This is a genomic window from Falsiroseomonas selenitidurans, from assembly GCF_012103215.1.
In the GTDB taxonomy this organism is placed as follows: domain Bacteria; phylum Pseudomonadota; class Alphaproteobacteria; order Acetobacterales; family Acetobacteraceae; genus Falsiroseomonas; species Falsiroseomonas selenitidurans.
On record NZ_JAAVNE010000054.1, the window covers coordinates 1 to 15,441 of the forward strand.

At 72.0% G+C, this 15,441-nt stretch carries 14 protein-coding genes and 1 tRNA gene; 5 read left to right on the plus strand and 10 right to left on the minus strand.

Annotated features, from left to right (window positions below):
• Positions 1–112 precede the first annotated feature (112 nt).
• On the plus strand, positions 113–286 hold the full coding sequence (locus HEQ75_RS23090) for a hypothetical protein (protein WP_168034488.1): 174 nt from the start codon (positions 113–115) through the stop codon (positions 284–286).
• Between the two features lie 146 nt (positions 287–432).
• Here HEQ75_RS23090 and guaA read toward each other — a convergent pair whose 3' ends face one another.
• The 4 genes from guaA to HEQ75_RS23110 all read right to left on the minus strand — a co-directional run bounded on the left by guaA (position 433) and on the right by HEQ75_RS23110 (position 4,782).
• Positions 433–2,028 carry a glutamine-hydrolyzing GMP synthase gene (gene guaA / locus HEQ75_RS23095; RefSeq protein ID WP_168034489.1) on the minus strand — a complete coding sequence of 532 codons (1,596 nt, stop codon included), beginning with the start codon at positions 2,026–2,028 and terminating at the stop codon, positions 433–435.
• A 161-nt stretch (positions 2,029–2,189) separates the two neighbouring features.
• Positions 2,190–2,798: a calcium-binding protein gene (locus HEQ75_RS23100; RefSeq protein WP_168034490.1), complete on the minus strand. Its 609-nt coding sequence runs from the start codon at positions 2,796–2,798 to the stop codon at positions 2,190–2,192.
• Between the two features lie 98 nt (positions 2,799–2,896).
• Entirely contained in the window at positions 2,897–3,472 is a 576-nt protein-coding gene (locus HEQ75_RS23105) for a GNAT family N-acetyltransferase (protein ID WP_168034491.1), read from the minus strand.
• A complete protein-coding gene (locus HEQ75_RS23110; RefSeq protein WP_168034492.1) occupies positions 3,469–4,782 on the minus strand; it encodes an RsmB/NOP family class I SAM-dependent RNA methyltransferase in 1,314 nt (437 codons plus the stop codon). Before HEQ75_RS23110 ends, HEQ75_RS23105 begins: the two co-directional genes overlap by 4 nt.
• Positions 4,783–5,137: 355 nt before the next feature.
• Between HEQ75_RS23110 and HEQ75_RS23115 the strand changes: the two genes are divergently transcribed.
• Complete coding sequence (locus HEQ75_RS23115) at positions 5,138–5,632, plus strand: peptidase S1 (protein WP_168034493.1); 495 nt, start codon at positions 5,138–5,140, stop codon at positions 5,630–5,632.
• Between the two features lie 76 nt (positions 5,633–5,708).
• On the opposite strand, the gene guaB is transcribed toward HEQ75_RS23115, so the two are convergent.
• From guaB to HEQ75_RS23130, 3 genes are all read right to left on the minus strand, one after another.
• Complete coding sequence (guaB, locus tag HEQ75_RS23120) at positions 5,709–7,250, minus strand: IMP dehydrogenase (RefSeq protein WP_168034494.1); 1,542 nt, start codon at positions 7,248–7,250, stop codon at positions 5,709–5,711.
• Positions 7,251–7,326: 76 nt separating this feature from the next.
• Positions 7,327–8,013: an RlmE family RNA methyltransferase gene (locus tag HEQ75_RS23125; protein WP_168034495.1), complete on the minus strand. Its 687-nt coding sequence runs from the start codon at positions 8,011–8,013 to the stop codon at positions 7,327–7,329.
• Positions 8,014–8,149: 136 nt separating this feature from the next.
• A complete protein-coding gene (locus HEQ75_RS23130; protein WP_209318729.1) occupies positions 8,150–9,301 on the minus strand; it encodes a Ppx/GppA phosphatase family protein in 1,152 nt (383 codons plus the stop codon).
• Between the two features lie 214 nt (positions 9,302–9,515).
• Here HEQ75_RS23130 and HEQ75_RS23135 point away from each other — a divergent pair.
• A tRNA-Gln gene (locus tag HEQ75_RS23135) sits at positions 9,516–9,589 on the plus strand.
• 52 nt (positions 9,590–9,641) lie between these two features.
• Here HEQ75_RS23135 and HEQ75_RS23140 read toward each other — a convergent pair.
• A complete protein-coding gene (locus HEQ75_RS23140; protein WP_168034496.1) occupies positions 9,642–10,547 on the minus strand; it encodes an AraC family transcriptional regulator in 906 nt (301 codons plus the stop codon).
• Positions 10,548–10,641: 94 nt separating this feature from the next.
• On the opposite strand from HEQ75_RS23140, the gene HEQ75_RS23145 reads away from it, so the two are divergent.
• Positions 10,642–11,394 carry an SDR family oxidoreductase gene (locus tag HEQ75_RS23145; RefSeq protein ID WP_168034497.1) on the plus strand — a complete coding sequence of 251 codons (753 nt, stop codon included), beginning with the start codon at positions 10,642–10,644 and terminating at the stop codon, positions 11,392–11,394.
• Here the strand turns inward: HEQ75_RS23145 and ppk2 are convergent.
• Together ppk2 and HEQ75_RS23155 are read right to left on the minus strand one after the other, a co-directional pair.
• Positions 11,388–12,308, minus strand: a complete 921-nt coding sequence (gene ppk2 / locus HEQ75_RS23150; protein ID WP_168034498.1) for a polyphosphate kinase 2 — start codon at positions 12,306–12,308, stop codon at positions 11,388–11,390. The genes HEQ75_RS23145 and ppk2 overlap by 7 nt on opposite strands.
• A 43-nt stretch (positions 12,309–12,351) precedes the next feature.
• On the minus strand, positions 12,352–14,799 hold the full coding sequence (locus HEQ75_RS23155; protein ID WP_168034499.1) for a PAS domain-containing protein: 2,448 nt from the start codon (positions 14,797–14,799) through the stop codon (positions 12,352–12,354).
• Between the two features lie 233 nt (positions 14,800–15,032).
• On the opposite strand from HEQ75_RS23155, the gene HEQ75_RS23160 reads away from it, so the two are divergent.
• Positions 15,033–15,407, plus strand: coding sequence for an ArsC family reductase (locus HEQ75_RS23160; RefSeq protein ID WP_168034500.1), 375 nt, complete (start codon positions 15,033–15,035; stop codon positions 15,405–15,407).
• Positions 15,408–15,441 lie beyond the last annotated feature (34 nt).

Here is a 15,441-nt window from a genome sequence, read left to right on the forward strand (position 1 = left end):
TTTCAACGCGCTCGATGGGCTTCGACATAGGCGCACGCCTAGGCTTACGCCCAGGCCCTCACGGTTGCGCCGCCTGTCCGGTCGAATTGGGGGCCGCTCCAGGCAGGACGAGGTGGACTTCAACCTTGCCTATATCGAGCCGGATTTCACGGGCGAATCCGCCACGCCCTTCGACCAGGCCTATATGCGCGCGCTGTTCGCCTATGGCTTCGCACGCGCCCGGGTCGGCTATCCCTGGGCCAAGTCGCCGCCGAACCTGGGGGAGTCGCCTACCGCCGCCGGATAGGCTGCCCCTGTCAACGGTCGCCTCCGAGGTCGCCTACTGGCGCTGCGAGGGGCGGTCTCCGCGACGCGCGCGCCGTCACCGCCGTGGGGGTCGCGGCGATCGATCCCTGGACCGCGGCGCAGCGCGGCGGTTGAGCGACCGCGTCCTCATTCCCACTCGATCGTGCCCGGCGGCTTGCTGGTGATGTCGTAGGTCACGCGGTTGATGCCGCGCACCTCGTTCACGATGCGGCCGGCGACGCGCGTCAGGAATTCCATGCTGAAGGGGTAGACATCCGCCGTCATGCCATCCGTGCTGGTCACCGCGCGCAGCGCGCAGGCGGAATCGTAGGTGCGGCCGTCGCCCATCACGCCCACGGTCCGTACCGGCAGCAGCACCGCGAAGGCCTGCCAGATGGCGTCGTAGAGCCCGGCGTTGCGGATCTCCTCCAGGTAGATGCTGTCCGCGTGGCGCAGGATGTCCGCCTTCTCTTTCGTCACCTCGCCGGGGATGCGGATGGCCAGCCCCGGGCCGGGGAAGGGGTGGCGGCCGACGATGGCCTCCGGGATGCCGAGTTCGCGGCCGAGCACGCGGACCTCGTCCTTGAACAGGTCGCGCAGCGGCTCCACCAGCTTCATGCGCATGCCTTCCGGCAGGCCGCCGACATTGTGGTGCGACTTGATGGTGACGCTCGGGCCGCCGGTGGCGGAGACGCTCTCGATCACGTCCGGGTACAGCGTGCCCTGGGCCAGGAAGTCGGCGCCGCCGATCTTCGTCTGCTCCTCCTCGAACACCTCGATGAACAGCCGGCCGATGGTCTTGCGCTTGCGCTCCGGGTCGGTGACGCCGGAGAGCTGGCCGAGGAACAGGTCGGAGGCGTCGCGATGCACCAGCTTGATGTTGAAGCGGTCGCGGAAGGTGGCGACCACCTGTTCCGATTCATTGGCCCGCATCAGCCCGTGATCGACATAGATGCAGGTCAGCTGGTCGCCGATCGCCTCATGCAGCAGCACCGCGGCGACCGAGGAATCGACGCCGCCGGAAAGCCCGCAGACCACGCGGCCGGAACCCACCTGGGCGCGGATCTTCTCGATCATCTCGGCGCGGAAGGCGCCCATGGTCCAGTCGCCGGTGCAGCCGCAGACGATGTGCGTGAAGTTGCGCAGCAGCGCCGCGCCATGCGGGGTGTGCACCACTTCGGGGTGGAACATGGTGCCGTAGTAGCGGCGTTCGTCATTGGCGATGACGGCGAAGGGTGCCCCTTCGCTGGCGGCGACCACCCGGAACCCCTCGGGCAGCTTCGTGATGCGGTCGCCATGGCTCATCCACACCTGTTCCCGGGCGCCGCGGGACCAGACGCCCTGGGTGATGGCGCAGTCGCCGGTCACGTCGATATGGGCGCGGCCGAATTCGCGCAGATGCCCGCCCTCCACCGTGCCGCCGAGCTGGTGCGCCATCACCTGCTGGCCGTAGCAGATGCCGAGGATGGGCAGGCCCATGCCGAACACCACCTCCGGCGCGCGGGGGCTCTCGGCCTCCGTCACGCTGGCCGGGCCGCCGGAGAGGATGATGCCGCGGGGCGCGAAGCCGCGGATGCGCGCCTCGGGCGCCGCGTTGAACGGCCAGACCTCGCAATAGACGCCCGATTCCCGCAGGCGGCGCGCGATGAGCTGCGTCACCTGGCTGCCGAAATCGAGGATCAGGATGCGGTCGTGATGCTGCGCCAGGGGGGCGGTGGCGGCATCGGGGGCGGCGTGTGTCATGGCGCCTAACAGCACAGGCCGGCCAGCGCGACAAGGGATTCGCGAGGCCGCGCGGCGGTCCCGCGCTCCACCGCGGATCGGGGGAAGGGGGGGGTGGCGGCCGCCCCGGGGGGAGGGGCGGCCGCCGCACCATGCTGGCCTTGGGCCCGGGGCTGGGATGGTCAGCCAGCGATGGTGATCTGCTCGATGCCGAAGAACTTCACCAGCTCCCCGTTCACCATGAACTGCCCGTTCACCGGGCCGTCGAAGACGATGGCGTTGCCGCTGATGCTGTAGTTGCCGCCCTGGTACAGCTGCAGCCCGTCCAGCACCTGCTGCAGGCTCAGCCCCTGCAGCATCACGTTGTCCTGGCCGTTGCCGCCATGCAGCTCGTCATTGCCGTCGCCGGCCTGCCACCACATCGTGTCGTTGCCCTCGCCGCCGAAGACCTTGTCGCCATGGCCGGCGCCGCCGCGCAGATGGTCGTCGCCATCCTCGCCGAACAACTCGTCGGTGCCGCTGCCGCCGGCCAGCACGTCGTGGCCTGCGCCACCGAACACCTTGTCCTCGCCCGCGCCGGCATCGACGATGTCGTTGCCCGACCCGGCATGCACCTCGTCCTGGCCGCCGGCCGTCGCGATGGTGTCGTTGCCGCCGGCGCCGAACACCTTGTCCATGCCGTCGCCGGTGTTGATGTGGTCGGCACCTTCGGTGCCGAAGCGGTCGGTGAAGGTGCCACCGGCCACGCGGGCCAGGTCGCGGTCCAGGATCCTCGTCGCGGTGCTTGCCATCTCTGCCTCCTCATGGGGCGTTTCGATGGGGCAAGCCTATCGGCCGGGCGGGGGGTGCGGAACGCGGGCTGATCCTGTCGCGCCGATAGGCGCAGCCTTCAGCCGCCCTCGCGCAGCCGGCCTTCCGGCACCGGGGCGGTGGCCGCCAGCAGCGTGTCGATCGGGTCCCACAGCAGGGCCAGCTGGTCCACCGACTGGCCGGCGACGCGGATGCCTTCCTGCATCGCCGGGCGACCGCCCAGGTGGCGGTAGAAGAAGCGGCTGGGATTGTCCGCCAGCACCCAGGCCATGGCGGAATTGCAGCCGATGGCCCGCAGATGCGCCGCCATCGCCCGCATCAGCCGCCTGCCGCAGCCGCGCTCGCGGAAATCATCCAGCACATAGAGCGTTTCCACCTCGCCTTCCGCCAGGCCGCGGCGCCGTGCCCGGCCGCCGGAGGCGAAGCCCACCACCTGCGCCGGCGCTTCCTCCGCCGGGGCGGTGGCGACGAAGACGGCATGGCCCTCGCGGCGGTCCAGGATGGCGCGGTGGTAGAAATGCGCCAGCCGCGGCTCGGAGAGCTCGGCCAGGTAGCGTTCCCCCAGGATGCCGGCATAGGCGCTGCGCCAGGCCGCCACATGCACCGCCGCGATGGCGGCGGCATCGCCCGGCCGGGCGCGGCGGATGGAGATCATGTCGGGCGCCGTTGCAGCACGGCGGCGAAGAAGCCATCCGTGCCATGGCGGGCGGGCGAGAGCGCCATCCAGGGGCCATCGCCCGGCGCGGCCAGGCCGGGCCGCAATTCGGCCCACAACCCGGGCAGGGGCAGCGCTTCGAAGTCTTCGTGGCGTTCCAGGAAGGCCGCCATCTGCATCTCGTCCTCCTCCGGCAGGAGCGAACAGGTAGCGTAGACCAGCCTTCCGCCCGGACGCACCAATTCCGATGCATCCTCCAGGATCATCGCCTGCTTCAGCACCAGCTCTGCCAGGTCGCGCGCATTGGTGCGGATGCGGGCATCCGGGTTGCGGCGCCAGGTGCCGGTGCCGGTGCAGGGCGCATCCACCAGCACCCGGTCGAATTTCTGCGAGTTGCGCTTGCGCCACTTGTCGCCACTGGTCAGCAGATGGCGCTCGGAATTGTGCACATCGGCGCGGCGCAGCCGGCGGCCGGCGCCTTCCAGCCGGCTGGCGGAGGTGTCGCAGGCGACGATGTGGCCGCGATTGCCCATGGTGGCGGCCAGCGCCAGGGTCTTGCCGGCGGCGCCGGCGCAGAAATCCGCCACCCGCATGCCGGGCCGCGCATCGGTCACCAGGGCGATCAGCTGGCTGCCCTCGTCCTGCACCTCGATCAGCCCCTCCAGAAAGGGCTTGGTGGCGCTGACCGGGCGGCGGTCGGCGATCCGCAGGCCCCAGGGCGACAGCGGCGTTGGCGTGGCCGGGATGCCCTCCGCCGCCAGTGCCGCCAGGGCGCCCTCGCGGTCCACCTTCAGCAGGTTGGCGCGCAGGTCGAGCGGCGCGGCGGCTTCCATGGCCGCGGCCTCCGCCGCCAGGCTCTCGCCGAAGCGGCTGCGCAGGCCGGGCAGCGCCCAGTCCGGCAGGTTCAGCCGCGGCCCTTCCGGCATGCGCGGCAGCACCAGCGGCCTTCCGGCCAGCTTGCCCAGCAGGTCGCGCTCCGCCTCCGTCAGCGGGCTGGCGGCGAAGCGCTCGCCGGAGAAGTTCTGGTCCACCCCATCCACGCTCCAGCCCTCGGCCAGCAGCAGGTGGCCGGCCAGCAGCAGGCGGGCGGGCGGGTTCTCCACCCCCAGCTCGGCGAAATGCCAGGCGAGGCGCAGCCGCTGGCGGATCGCCCCCCAGGCGCGCTCCGAGACGTTGCGGCGGTCCGAGCCGCCGATGTAGCGGCGGGCGCGGAAGAAATCATTGGCGATGGCATCGGCCGGCCGCCGGGGCGAGGCCTCCACGGCGGCGAGCAGGTCGATGGCGGCGGAGAGGCGGGCGGCGGGGGTCATGCGGTCATCCGGGCCGGCCGCGCGCTGGGCTGCCGGGCGACAGGCGGAAAGGGGGAGGTGCCGGGGCGCGGACGGCCCGGGCGGCGCCGGGCCTATAGCGGCGCCGCGCGGCAATGGCGAGGAGCGGGCCTCGGGGCGCGGGATCGGGCAGGGCGGGTCCTCGGGGTGCAGGCATCCGCGGCGATGCTCGCCCCTTGCGGGGGGCGCCGCAAGCAGCGCGCGGGGCGGCGCGCGGGATTCGGGCGAAAAGATGATTTTTGCGTCAGCCCCCGCCCGCGCCATGGGCGCGAAACCGTGTTCCGCTACTCTGCCCGCTGGCCCCGCATCCGGCGGGGCGGAAAGGGAATTGGCGCAGATGTTCAGATCCGTTCTCGCGGCCGGCGTGGTCCTGGCGCTTTCGGCCGGCGGCGCCCTGGCGCAGAAGGCGCCGCAGCAGCAGCAGCAGCCGAATTGGCGCGCCGAGCCACGCTACGAGACGGTGACGCTGCAGGCCGGCTTCGAGCCCGACCCGCGCGAGGTGGCGGTGGAAGCCGGCGGGGATGGGGAGGCAACGGGCCTTGGTCCGGATTGCGCCGGCTGGATCGACTTCTCCAAGCCGGACGTGGACCTGAACTACACCTCCGGCCAGTATCCGCTGTACATCTCGGTGGTGGCCGGGGTGGATACCACGCTGGTGATGAACGACGCCGCCGGCAACTGGATCTGCAACGACGATCTGGACGGGGTGAACCCGGGCATCGTCATCACCCGCCCGCAGAGCGGCAACTACAACATCTGGATCGGCACCTTCGACCGCACCACGCCGCAGCGCGCGACCCTGCGCATTTCCGAGATCCCGCCGCGCCGCTGATCCCCCGGCCGGCAAGGGCCCCTCTCCCCCCCGTCGGGGGAGAGGGTTGGATGAGGGGGGCTGCCCCGCCTGGCGGCTACCCCTCCAGCCGGTAGTTCGGCGCTTCCCGCGTCACCGCCACGTCGTGCACATGGCTCTCCCGCAGGCCGGCATTGGTGATGCGGCGGAATTTCGCCCGCGTCTGAAGGTCGGCGATGGTGGCGGCGCCGGTATAGCCCATGGCGGCGCGCAGGCCGCCGACCATCTGGTGGATCACCGTGCCGACCGGGCCCTTGTAGCCGACACGGCCCTCGACGCCTTCCGGCACCAGCTTCAGCTTGTCCGCCACCTCGGCCTGGAAGTAGCGATCCGCCGAACCCCGCGCCATGGCGCCGAGGCTGCCCATGCCGCGATAGGATTTGTAGGACCGGCCCTGGTAGAGGAACACCTCGCCCGGCGCCTCGTCCGTGCCGGCGAAGACGCTGCCCATCATCACGCAATCGGCGCCGGCCGCGATGGCCTTCGCGACATCGCCGGAGGAGCGGATGCCGCCATCGGCGATCGCCGGCACGCCGCGCTCGCGGCAGGCGGCGGCGCTTTCCATCACCGCGGTCAGCTGCGGCACGCCGACGCCGGCGACGATGCGGGTGGTGCAGATGGAGCCCGGGCCGATGCCGATCTTCACCGCATCGGCCCCGGCCTCGATCAGCGCCAGCGCGCCTTCGGGCGTGGCGACGTTGCCGGCGATGATCTGCACCGAGTTGGACAGTTTCTTGATGCGCTCCACCGCCCGCAGCACGCCGCCGGAATGGCCATGCGCGGTGTCGACGACGATGACATCGATCTCCGCCGCCACCAGCAATCCGGCGCGGTGGAAGCCATCATCCCCGACGCCGATCGCCGCCGCGGTGCGCAGCCGGCCCATCGGGTCCTTCACCGCGCTGGGATTGGCCTGCGCCTTGTCCATGTCCTTCACGGTGATCAGGCCGACGCAGCGATAGGCCTCGTCCACCACCAGCAGCTTCTCGATGCGGTGCTTGTGCAGCAGCTCCCGCGCCTTGTCCTTGGTGACGTCGGCATCCGCCGTCACCAGCCCCTCCCGCGTCATCAGCTCATAGACCCGCAGGTTCGGGTCCGTGGCGAAGCGCACGTCGCGGTTGGTGATGATGCCGACCAGCCGGCCCGAATCGCGTTCCACCACCGGGATGCCGCTGATGCGGTGGTTTTCCTGCAGGGCGCGAACCTCGGCCAGCGTCTGGTCCGGGTGGATGGTCAGCGGGTTCACCACCATGCCGGATTCGAACTTCTTCACCTGGCGGACCTGCGCCGCCTGGTCCTCCGGGCTGAGATTCTTGTGGATCACCCCGATTCCGCCGGCCTGGGCCATGGCGATGGCCATGTTGGCCTCCGTCACCGTGTCCATGGCGGCGGCGATCAGCGGGATGTTCAGTGAAATCTCCCGCGTCAGGCGGGTGCGGGTGTCCGTCTCCGCGGGCAGGACGGTGGAGTAGGCGGGAACCAGCAGCACGTCGTCGAAGGCGTAGGCCTCCTCGAACCGTGCGCGGAAGGCCGCCTCGCGGTCGACCCTGGCGGGGCCGGGGCTGATCGGCGTGGGCGTGCTTGTATCTGGGGGCGCCATGGCGGGAACCTCTTTCCGCAACCTTGGCGGCCCCGCCTACACCGCTCCCGGGGGGCGCGTCCATAGCAGAGACGTGTCAGTTGCCCCGGGCTGCCCCGCGAAAGCCGGTGGCGACGACATAGAGCTCCGCGCTGTCCTTGCGGCTGGCCGGCGGCTTGGCGTGGCGGACGGCGACGAAATCCCGCTTCAGGGTGGCGAGGAAGTCCTTCTCGGACCCGCCGGCCAGCACCTTGGCGACGAATCCGCCGCCCGGCGCCAGCACGCGGCCGGCGAAGTCCAGCGCGATCTCGGCCAGGGCCATGATGCGCAGATGGTCGGTGGCGTTGTGGCCGGTGGTGTTGGGCGCCATGTCCGACATCACCAGGTCCGCCTGGCCGTCCAGTGCCGCCAGCACGCGATGCTCGGCTTCCGCATCCTGAAAATCGCCCTGGATCATGACGGCGCCGGGTATCTGGTCCACCACCAGCAGGTCGATCCCCACCACCCGGCCGGCGCCACGCGCCAGCGCCACCTGCGTCCAGCCGCCGGGCGCCGCGCCCAAATCGACCACGCGCGTGCCCGGCTTCAGCAGGTGGTAGCGGTCATCCATCTGTTCCAGCTTGAAGGCGGCGCGGGAGCGCAGGCCCCGGGCCTTGGCTTCCTTGACGTAGGGGTCGTTGAGCTGGCGTTCCAGCCAGCGCTGGCTGCCGATGGTGCGGCCCTTGGCGGAGCGCAGGCGGTCGGCGAGCTGGCGGGTGGGTGGACGGGCAGGGGGTTTGGCCATGGGCGGGGCCTTAGAGCATTTTCAAGTCAGGCGGAAACGCCTGGCGACTCGGAAAATGCGCCGGCGCAGCTTCCGCCATTTTCGGGCCGGGCCGAAACCGGACGAGACCGTGCCACCGCGGATGGGACGGCGGCGCTCAGGCGCAGCCCTGCCAGGAGCGCGGCGGCCGGCGCGGGCCGGCCTGGCGGTCCAGCCGCATCTGGCGCAGCAGGATGCCCTCCCGCAGCCCGCGATCGGCCACCGTCAGCCGCGGCACCGGCCAGACCCTGCGGATGGCGGCGTAGACGGCGCAGCCGGGCAGCACGAAATCCACCCGGTCCGGCCCGACACAGGGGTGCGCCGCCAGCCCGTCCCGGCCCAGCGCGAACAGGTCCCCCAGCGCCTGGTCGGCATCGCAGGATTCCAGGATCTGGCCATCGACCAGCAGGCGGCGGTAGCGCGGCAGCGCCATGGCGACGCCGGCCAGCGTTGTGACGGTGCCGGAGGTGCCCATCAGCCGCACCCCGCCGGCGCGGATTTCCTGGCCGATGCAATGCACCGCATCGAAGCCGCGCAGGCGCGCCGCCACCTCGTCCACCACCGCGTGGAAGCCGGCCTCGGTGAAGCAGGAGGGGCCGCACCGCTCGGACAGGGTGACGACGCCGACGGGGACGGAGATGGTGCCGATCAGCTCCGGCACCTGGCGGCCCGGCTGGATGCGGATCCAGGCGATTTCGGTGGAGCCGCCGCCGATGTCGAACAGGATGGCGCGGCGGTCCCCGGGCTCCAGCAGCGGGGCGCAGGATTCCATCGCCAGCTCGGCCTCCTCCCGCGCCGTGATGATGCGCAGGCGCAGGCCGGTCTCGGCCTCGACACGGGCGAGGAAGGTGGGGCCGTTGCCGGCGCGGCGGCAGGCCTCGGTGGCCACCGCCTGCAGGGCCCGCACCGGGCGGCGCACCAGCTTCTGCGCGCAGGCGTGCAGCGCGGCCAGGGCGCGGTCCATCGCCGCCTCGGACAATTGGCCGGTGGCGCCCAGGCCTTCGCCGAGCCGGACGATGCGGCTGAAGCTGTCGATCACCCGGAAGCCGCCCGGGCCGCTGGGCGTGCCCAGCAGCAGCCGGCAGTTGTTGGTGCCGAGGTCGAGCGCGGCATAGGCGCCGGAGGCCGGGCTGGGCTGCCACCCCGCCGCGCGCGGCGCGCAGCCCGCCGCCTGGACCGCGCCCAGCGCCGGTCGATCGGCCGCCGCGCCGCCCGGGGCGCGGGCGGGCCGGTCGGCCTGGCAGAGGGGGAGGGGCGCGTCGTCGGGCATGGCTTCCCACAGATGGCGGGGCGGGCGGGCAAAACCAAGTCTTGTCCGGGGGTTGCCACCGGCGTGCGGCGGGCTCTCCCGGGGGCAGGCCAGCATGATCCGGCGGGCGTGTTCGGCGGGCAAGGCATTTTGCGCGGCCCTGTGTTGCCTGCCCGAAAAACGCATGCTAGTTCGCCGCTCCCGACGATCGGTGCCCCAGGCGCCGTCGCCTCGGTGGGGGATAGTTTAACGGTAGAACTCCCGACTCTGACTCGGGCAGTCTTGGTTCGAATCCAGGTCCCCCAGCCAAACGGCCCCAGGCCGATGGCCCCCACCCCGCTTCCCCCGCGACGGGCCTCGTTCACCCCGGACCATCCTGCCGCGCATAGGCGACAGGCGGCGTCCCGGTCTGGCGTGCGAAGGCGACGCTGAAGGCGCTCGCGGAGCCATAGCCGACGCGGGCCGCGACCTCGGCCACGCCGGCCTTGTCGCGGCGCAGCAGATCCTTCGCCAGCGCCATCCGCCATCGGACAAGATAGGCCATCGGCGCCAGCCCCACCTCCCGGTGAAAGCGCTCGAAGAAGGCCGAGCGTGACAACCCCGCCTCCTGCGCCAGCCGCGCCACCGTCCAGGGTGCGGCCGGGGCCGCATGCATCCGACGCAGGGCGATGGAAAGGCGCTCATCGGCCAGGCCGCGCAACAGGCCCGGCGTGGCGGACGGTGCGCCAAGGGTCCGGAGCGCCTCGATCAACAGCACCTCGAGCAGCCGTGCCAGCACGACATCCCGCCCCGGCCGGGACTGGCGCGCCTCCTCCTCCAGCATGTCCACGAGGCTGGTCAGCCGCCGCGCCCCCCGCGCGATCACGCATTGCGGCAGCAGCGAGACGAGTAGCGCGGCGTCGGGCGTGCCGAACACGCAATAGCCCACCAGCATCCGCACCTCCGGCGCGCCGCCGGGCGCGCCCAGGCGGAACAGGCCCGGCCTCACTTCCCGCGGCACCGTCTCGGCCGCCCCCGCCGCGGCGGGGTCCAGGCTGGAAACCACGAAGTCCTGCGCCGCGGGGATCAGCACGAAGTCGCCCGCGCCGAGCGTGACCGCCCCAGGCCCGCCGGCGGCCAGGCGGCAGCCTCCCTCGATCACCGCGCAGTAGAAGGGCCGCCCGGCCTCGGCGCGGCTGACGCGCCAGGCACCGCGCCCCTCCACCGCCTTGGAGAAGGCGGGGCCGGGGCGGAGGAGGCCGACGATCTGGGCCAGCGGGTCAGACATGTCTGGATCATCACGAATGAAATACGGATTCTGAACCATAGAGAGTCCGAGACCCGCCCGCTATCTCCGGCCGCACCCCTCGGCAGGATCCCTCATGAAGACCATCCTCGTCACCGGCTGCTCCTCCGGCTTCGGCCGGGAGATCGCCCGCACCTTCCTCGAGCGGAACTGGCGCGTCGTCGCCGGCATGCGCGACCCGCGGGCGGATGTCCTGCCCCGGTCCGACCACCTGCGGATCGTCCCGCTGGACGTGACCGTGGCGGAGAGCATCGCCCGCGCCGTGGCGGTGGCAGGGCCCGTCGATGTGCTGGTGAACAATGCCGGAATCGGCCTTCTGGGCGCGCTGGAGGCGGTGCCGATGGCAAGCGTGCGCAGCCTCTTCGAAACCAACAGCTTTGGCAGCATGGCGATGACGCAGGCCCTGCTGCCGCACTTCCGGCAGCGGCGCGGCGGCGTCATCGTCAATGTCAGCTCCAGCGTCACCCTGGTGCCGCTGCCCCTGCTCTCCGCCTACACCGCCAGCAAGGCGGCCATGAATGCCTTCAGCGACTGCCTGGCGGAGGAGCTCGCGCCCTTCGATGTGCGGGTACGCCTGGTGCTGCCGGGCCGCGCGCCGGAAACCGGCTTCGGCGCAGCGGCGCGGGCCCGCAGCGAGGGCGGGATCCCGGAATCCTATGCCGCCCTGGCGCAGGCGGTCTTCGCCGGGTGGCAGCGCGGCACGCTGGTCACCCGCGCGGCGGCGGTCGCCGAAGCCGTCTGGCGCGCGGCGACCGACCCCGCCTGCCCGATACGGCTGCCGGCCGGCGCCGACGCCGAGGCGCTGGCAGCCGGCGCGGTCCTTCAGTAGCGTTCCGGCACGTAGAGCTCGATCGGCAGCGTGCGGCGCTCATAATCCGGGTTGAACACGCGCTCCGGCAGCGTCACCGGCTCGTGCGGCACCTCCTCGTAGGGCACCTTGGACAGCAGATGCGCGATGCAGTTCAGCCGCGCGCGCTTCTTGTCATTGCCCTCGACGATGTGCCACGGCGCCTCGGGGATGTTCGTCCGCTCGAACATCTCCTCCTTCGCCTTGGTGTACTGCTCCCACCGCACGCGGGATTGCAGGTCCATGGGCGAGAGCTTCCACTGCTTGATCGGGTCGTGGATGCGCATCAGGAAGCGCAGCTGCTGCTCCTCATCCGTGATGGAGAACCAGTACTTCACCAGGATGATGCCGGACCGCACCAGCATGCGCTCGAACGCCGGCACGTCGCGGAAGAATTCCTCCACCTGCTGCTCGCCGGCGAAACCCATCACGCGCTCGACGCCGGCGCGGTTGTACCAGCTGCGGTCGAACAGGACCATTTCGCCGGCCGCCGGCAGGTGCGGCACGTAGCGCTGGAAGTACCATTGCGTGCGCTCGCGGTCGGATGGCGCCGGCAGCGCGACGACGCGGCAGGTGCGCGGGTTCACCCGCTGGGTGATGCGCTTGATGACGCCGCCCTTGCCGGCGGAGTCGCGCCCCTCGAACAGCACCACCAGCTTCAGCTTCCGGTGCTGCACCCAGTCCTGCAGCTTCACCAGCTCCGACTGCAGGCGCAGCAGCTCGGAGAAGTACAGGCTGCGGGCGATGGTGCTCTTCTGCCGGCGTGCCAGCAGCTCGCGCAGCGCCGGGGGGATGCGCGCGTCATCCACCTCCTGCTCCAGCTCCTCGTCGAAATCATCCTCGAGCTCCAGCTCGAGCCATGGCCGCTCCGGCTCGCCAGGCACCTGCTGCGACATGGGCACTCCCCTTGAAAGGAAGCCGGACCCTACAGCCGTATCTTTACGAACGTATGACGGTTTCGTTTCCACCAAGGGCCGGCTGTGCCCGCACCAGCACGCGCGCGGCGGGCAGGGCGAGCTCCACGGCGAGCCCATCCGCCGCCCAATGCCAAGCCACCTGCCCGCCGAGCTGCGAACGAACGGTGGTGTCCACGACGCGGGAGCCGAAGCCGCGTCGGGCCGGCGGGGCCGGGGCGGGCGGGCCGCCGGATTCGGTCCAGGTCAGGTGCAGCCAGCCGCCCTCCTGCCGCCACGCCACCCACAACTGCCCCTCGGCGCTGGACAGCGCGCCGTATTTGGTGGCGTTCGTCGCCAGCTCATGCACCGCCATCGCCGTCGGCTGGATGGCGGTGGCGGCGAGCACCACAGGCGGACCCTCCAGCCGCACCCGCGGCGCCAGCATCCCCGGCGGGCCGCCGATGAAGGGCTCCAGCGCGCCGGTCAGGATGTCCCGCAGCGGCGTGCCCCGCCAGCTGGTCTCGGACAGCAGCGCCTGGGCGCGGGCCAGCGCGTCGATGCGCCCTTCCACGGCGGCGGCGAATTCCTCCGCATCGTCGCGCGGCGTCAGCCGCAACGCCGCCTTGACCACGGCCAGCGCGTTCTTGGCCCGGTGGTCGACCTCCCGCAGCAGCAGGAACTGGCGCTCCTCGGACTGTCGCCGCGCGGTGACGTCCACCGCCCCGCCCACCATGCGCACCACCGCCCCGGTTGCCGGGTCGCGGGTGACGTGGCCCCGGTCCCACAGCCAGGCCCAGCCGCCATCGGCGCGGCGGGCGCGGTATTCCAGGGCGAAGCTGTCCCGCGCCGGCTCCCGTGCCAGGCGCTGCGCCTCGGCCTCCAGCCGCGGCCGGTCCTCCGGGTGCAGGCGGGCCAGCCATTCCCCGGCCTCGGTTCCGGGGTTCTCGCCCAGCAGCGCCTCCGCCCCCGTGGTGCGGGTGATGCGTCCGGTTTCCACATCCCATTCATAGACGAAGCCGGACATGGCGGCGGTTGCCACCTCGAAGCGTTCCTCCGCCCGGCGCCGCTGGGTGATGTCGATGTCGATCCCGACCAGCGTCGCCGGGTTGCCGCCATCCCCGGGATACAGCCGCGCCCGGCAGAGCAGCCACACCGGCTCCCGCCGCCCGTCGGGCATGCGGCGGAAGACGCGGAACTCCACCGCCATGCTGCCTTCCGCGATGCCCTGGGCGGCCGCCTTGCGCAGACGGTCGCGGTCCTCGGGGTGCACCACCTCCAGGAACCGGTCGAATTCGGCCAGCCCGGCATCGGCCTGCGGGTCCAGGCCCAGCAGGTGGAACATCTCATCCGACCAGAACAGCCGGCTCGCGCCCACCTCCCAGGACCAGGAAGCCGCCTCCGCCGCCTGCAACGCCAGGCGCAGCAGCCTCTCGCGGCCGCGCAGGTCGCGGGTGCGCTCCTCCACCCGGCGCTCCAGCGCCGCATTGGCCACCTCCAGCGCCGCCTGCCGACGCAGCACGGCGCGCGCCAGCAGCAGCAGGAGGGCGGAGGAACCCAGCGCCAGCACCGCCTGCGGCAGGATCGCACGCCGCCACGCCAGCGCGATCGCCGCCTCGTCGCGCCCGGCCACCGCATAGACGGGCAGGCCACCGCCGATGGCGCGGAACGCCGCCACCCGCCGTACCTGGTCGATCGTCGAGGTACCGACCAGCACGCCGCGCGTCGCCTGTCGGGCCATGGCGCTGGCCAGCAGCCCGGGCTGCAGCCGCAGCCCGTCCGGCACCTGGTCGCCGAATCCGCCGGAGCGTGCCAGCAGCGCCCCATCCGCCCGCAGCAGGCTGACCACGTCGCCCGGCGAGGCGGCCAGCGCCGCCAGCGCCTCGTTCACATGGTCCAGATAGACCGAGGCGTTGAGGATGCCGTCATAGGCGCCTTCGGGCAGCCCGTTGCCGGTGCGGCTGCGCCGCGCGGTGACGGCGAAAAAGGGCCGGCGCGTCGCCTGGCCGGTGTAAATCTGGCTGACATGCAGCCAGGGCGCGTCCGGGTCGCGCAGCGCCTGGTTGAAGCTGCGCGCCGCCAGCACGTCGTCCGGCGGCGGCACCGGCAGCACGTTGCTGGCGACCAGCGGCTGGCCAAGACGGTCGAAGACGAAGATGTAGAAGCCGGCTCGATCCGCCGGCTCACGCTCCGCCGCCACGCCGCGCAGCGCGGCGTGCAGCGCGGTCTCGCTTGCGCGGATCTCGGCATCCGACAGGCCGGCCAGGATCTCGTTGGCGCGCTCCAGGCGCAGCACCTGGGCTTCCAGCAGGCGGCGCGCGTATTCGCCGGCGGCATCGGCGGTGCGTGCCACCTCGGTCTCCGCGCCGCGCCAGGCCTGTTCCCAGCCGCGCCAGGCGGAGAGCCCGAACACCAGCAGCGGCGCCAGCACCGCGGCGAGCAGCCCGGCCTGCATCGCCCCGAAGCGCCGCTTCGGCGGTGGCGCGGCGGACACCGGTCCAGCCTGGCCCGGGATCAGGTGACGCGGGAGATCGAGCAAAAGCGGTTTCATCCTGTGCTGGGTGAGCGAAGGTCCCGGTGCCGGGGCAATTGGCGACTCACGTTCGAGTGACATCGCCCCGGGACCATGGCCGGCGACCCGGCGGACCAGGCCCGTCCCCGGCGCGGCTGGTGCCGCAGGGCGCCCGGCGCGATGCTGCGGATACCCCCTGAAGCCGGATTCCGCCCATGCCAGCGACCAACCCCGTGACCCTGCACGGCATCCGCAATTGCGACACCATGAAAAAGGCGCGCGTCTGGCTCGAATCGGCGGGCATTGCCCATGGCTTCCACGACTACCGGATGCAGGGCCTGCCGGACGGGCTGCTGGAATCCTGGGTCGCCCGGCTGGGCTGGGAGGCGATGCTGAACCGCGCCGGCACCAGCTTCCGCAAGCTGGCCGAGTCGCAGCGCGAGGCGCTGGACGCGCCCCGCGCCATCGCGCTGATGCGGGCCCAGCCGGCGATGATCCGCCGGCCGGTCCTGGTGGCGGGCCCGGCCCTGCTGGTGGGCTTCCGCCCGGCCGAATACGCCCGCCTTTTCGGCGTGACCGCCCCGGCTTGACCCGGCCCGCCGGCGCGCTGACGCTGCACGCACC

Excerpts from the sequence above, each read along its gene's own strand:
- guaA (WP_168034489.1), bottom strand. The coding sequence starts at position 2,028 with ATGACACACGCCGCCCCCGATGCCGCCACCGCCCCCCTGGCGCAGCAT.
- HEQ75_RS23100 (WP_168034490.1), bottom strand. The coding sequence starts at position 2,798 with ATGGCAAGCACCGCGACGAGGATCCTGGACCGCGACCTGGCCCGCGTG.
- HEQ75_RS23105 (WP_168034491.1), bottom strand. The coding sequence starts at position 3,472 with ATGATCTCCATCCGCCGCGCCCGGCCGGGCGATGCCGCCGCCATCGCG.
- HEQ75_RS23110 (WP_168034492.1), bottom strand. The coding sequence starts at position 4,782 with ATGACCCCCGCCGCCCGCCTCTCCGCCGCCATCGACCTGCTCGCCGCC.
- HEQ75_RS23115 (WP_168034493.1), top strand. The coding sequence starts at position 5,138 with ATGTTCAGATCCGTTCTCGCGGCCGGCGTGGTCCTGGCGCTTTCGGCC.
- guaB (WP_168034494.1), bottom strand. The coding sequence starts at position 7,250 with ATGGCGCCCCCAGATACAAGCACGCCCACGCCGATCAGCCCCGGCCCC.
- HEQ75_RS23125 (WP_168034495.1), bottom strand. The coding sequence starts at position 8,013 with ATGGCCAAACCCCCTGCCCGTCCACCCACCCGCCAGCTCGCCGACCGC.
- HEQ75_RS23130 (WP_209318729.1), bottom strand. The coding sequence starts at position 9,301 with ATGCCCGACGACGCGCCCCTCCCCCTCTGCCAGGCCGACCGGCCCGCC.
- HEQ75_RS23140 (WP_168034496.1), bottom strand. The coding sequence starts at position 10,547 with ATGTCTGACCCGCTGGCCCAGATCGTCGGCCTCCTCCGCCCCGGCCCC.
- HEQ75_RS23145 (WP_168034497.1), top strand. The coding sequence starts at position 10,642 with ATGAAGACCATCCTCGTCACCGGCTGCTCCTCCGGCTTCGGCCGGGAG.
- ppk2 (WP_168034498.1), bottom strand. The coding sequence starts at position 12,308 with ATGTCGCAGCAGGTGCCTGGCGAGCCGGAGCGGCCATGGCTCGAGCTG.
- HEQ75_RS23160 (WP_168034500.1), top strand. The coding sequence starts at position 15,033 with ATGCCAGCGACCAACCCCGTGACCCTGCACGGCATCCGCAATTGCGAC.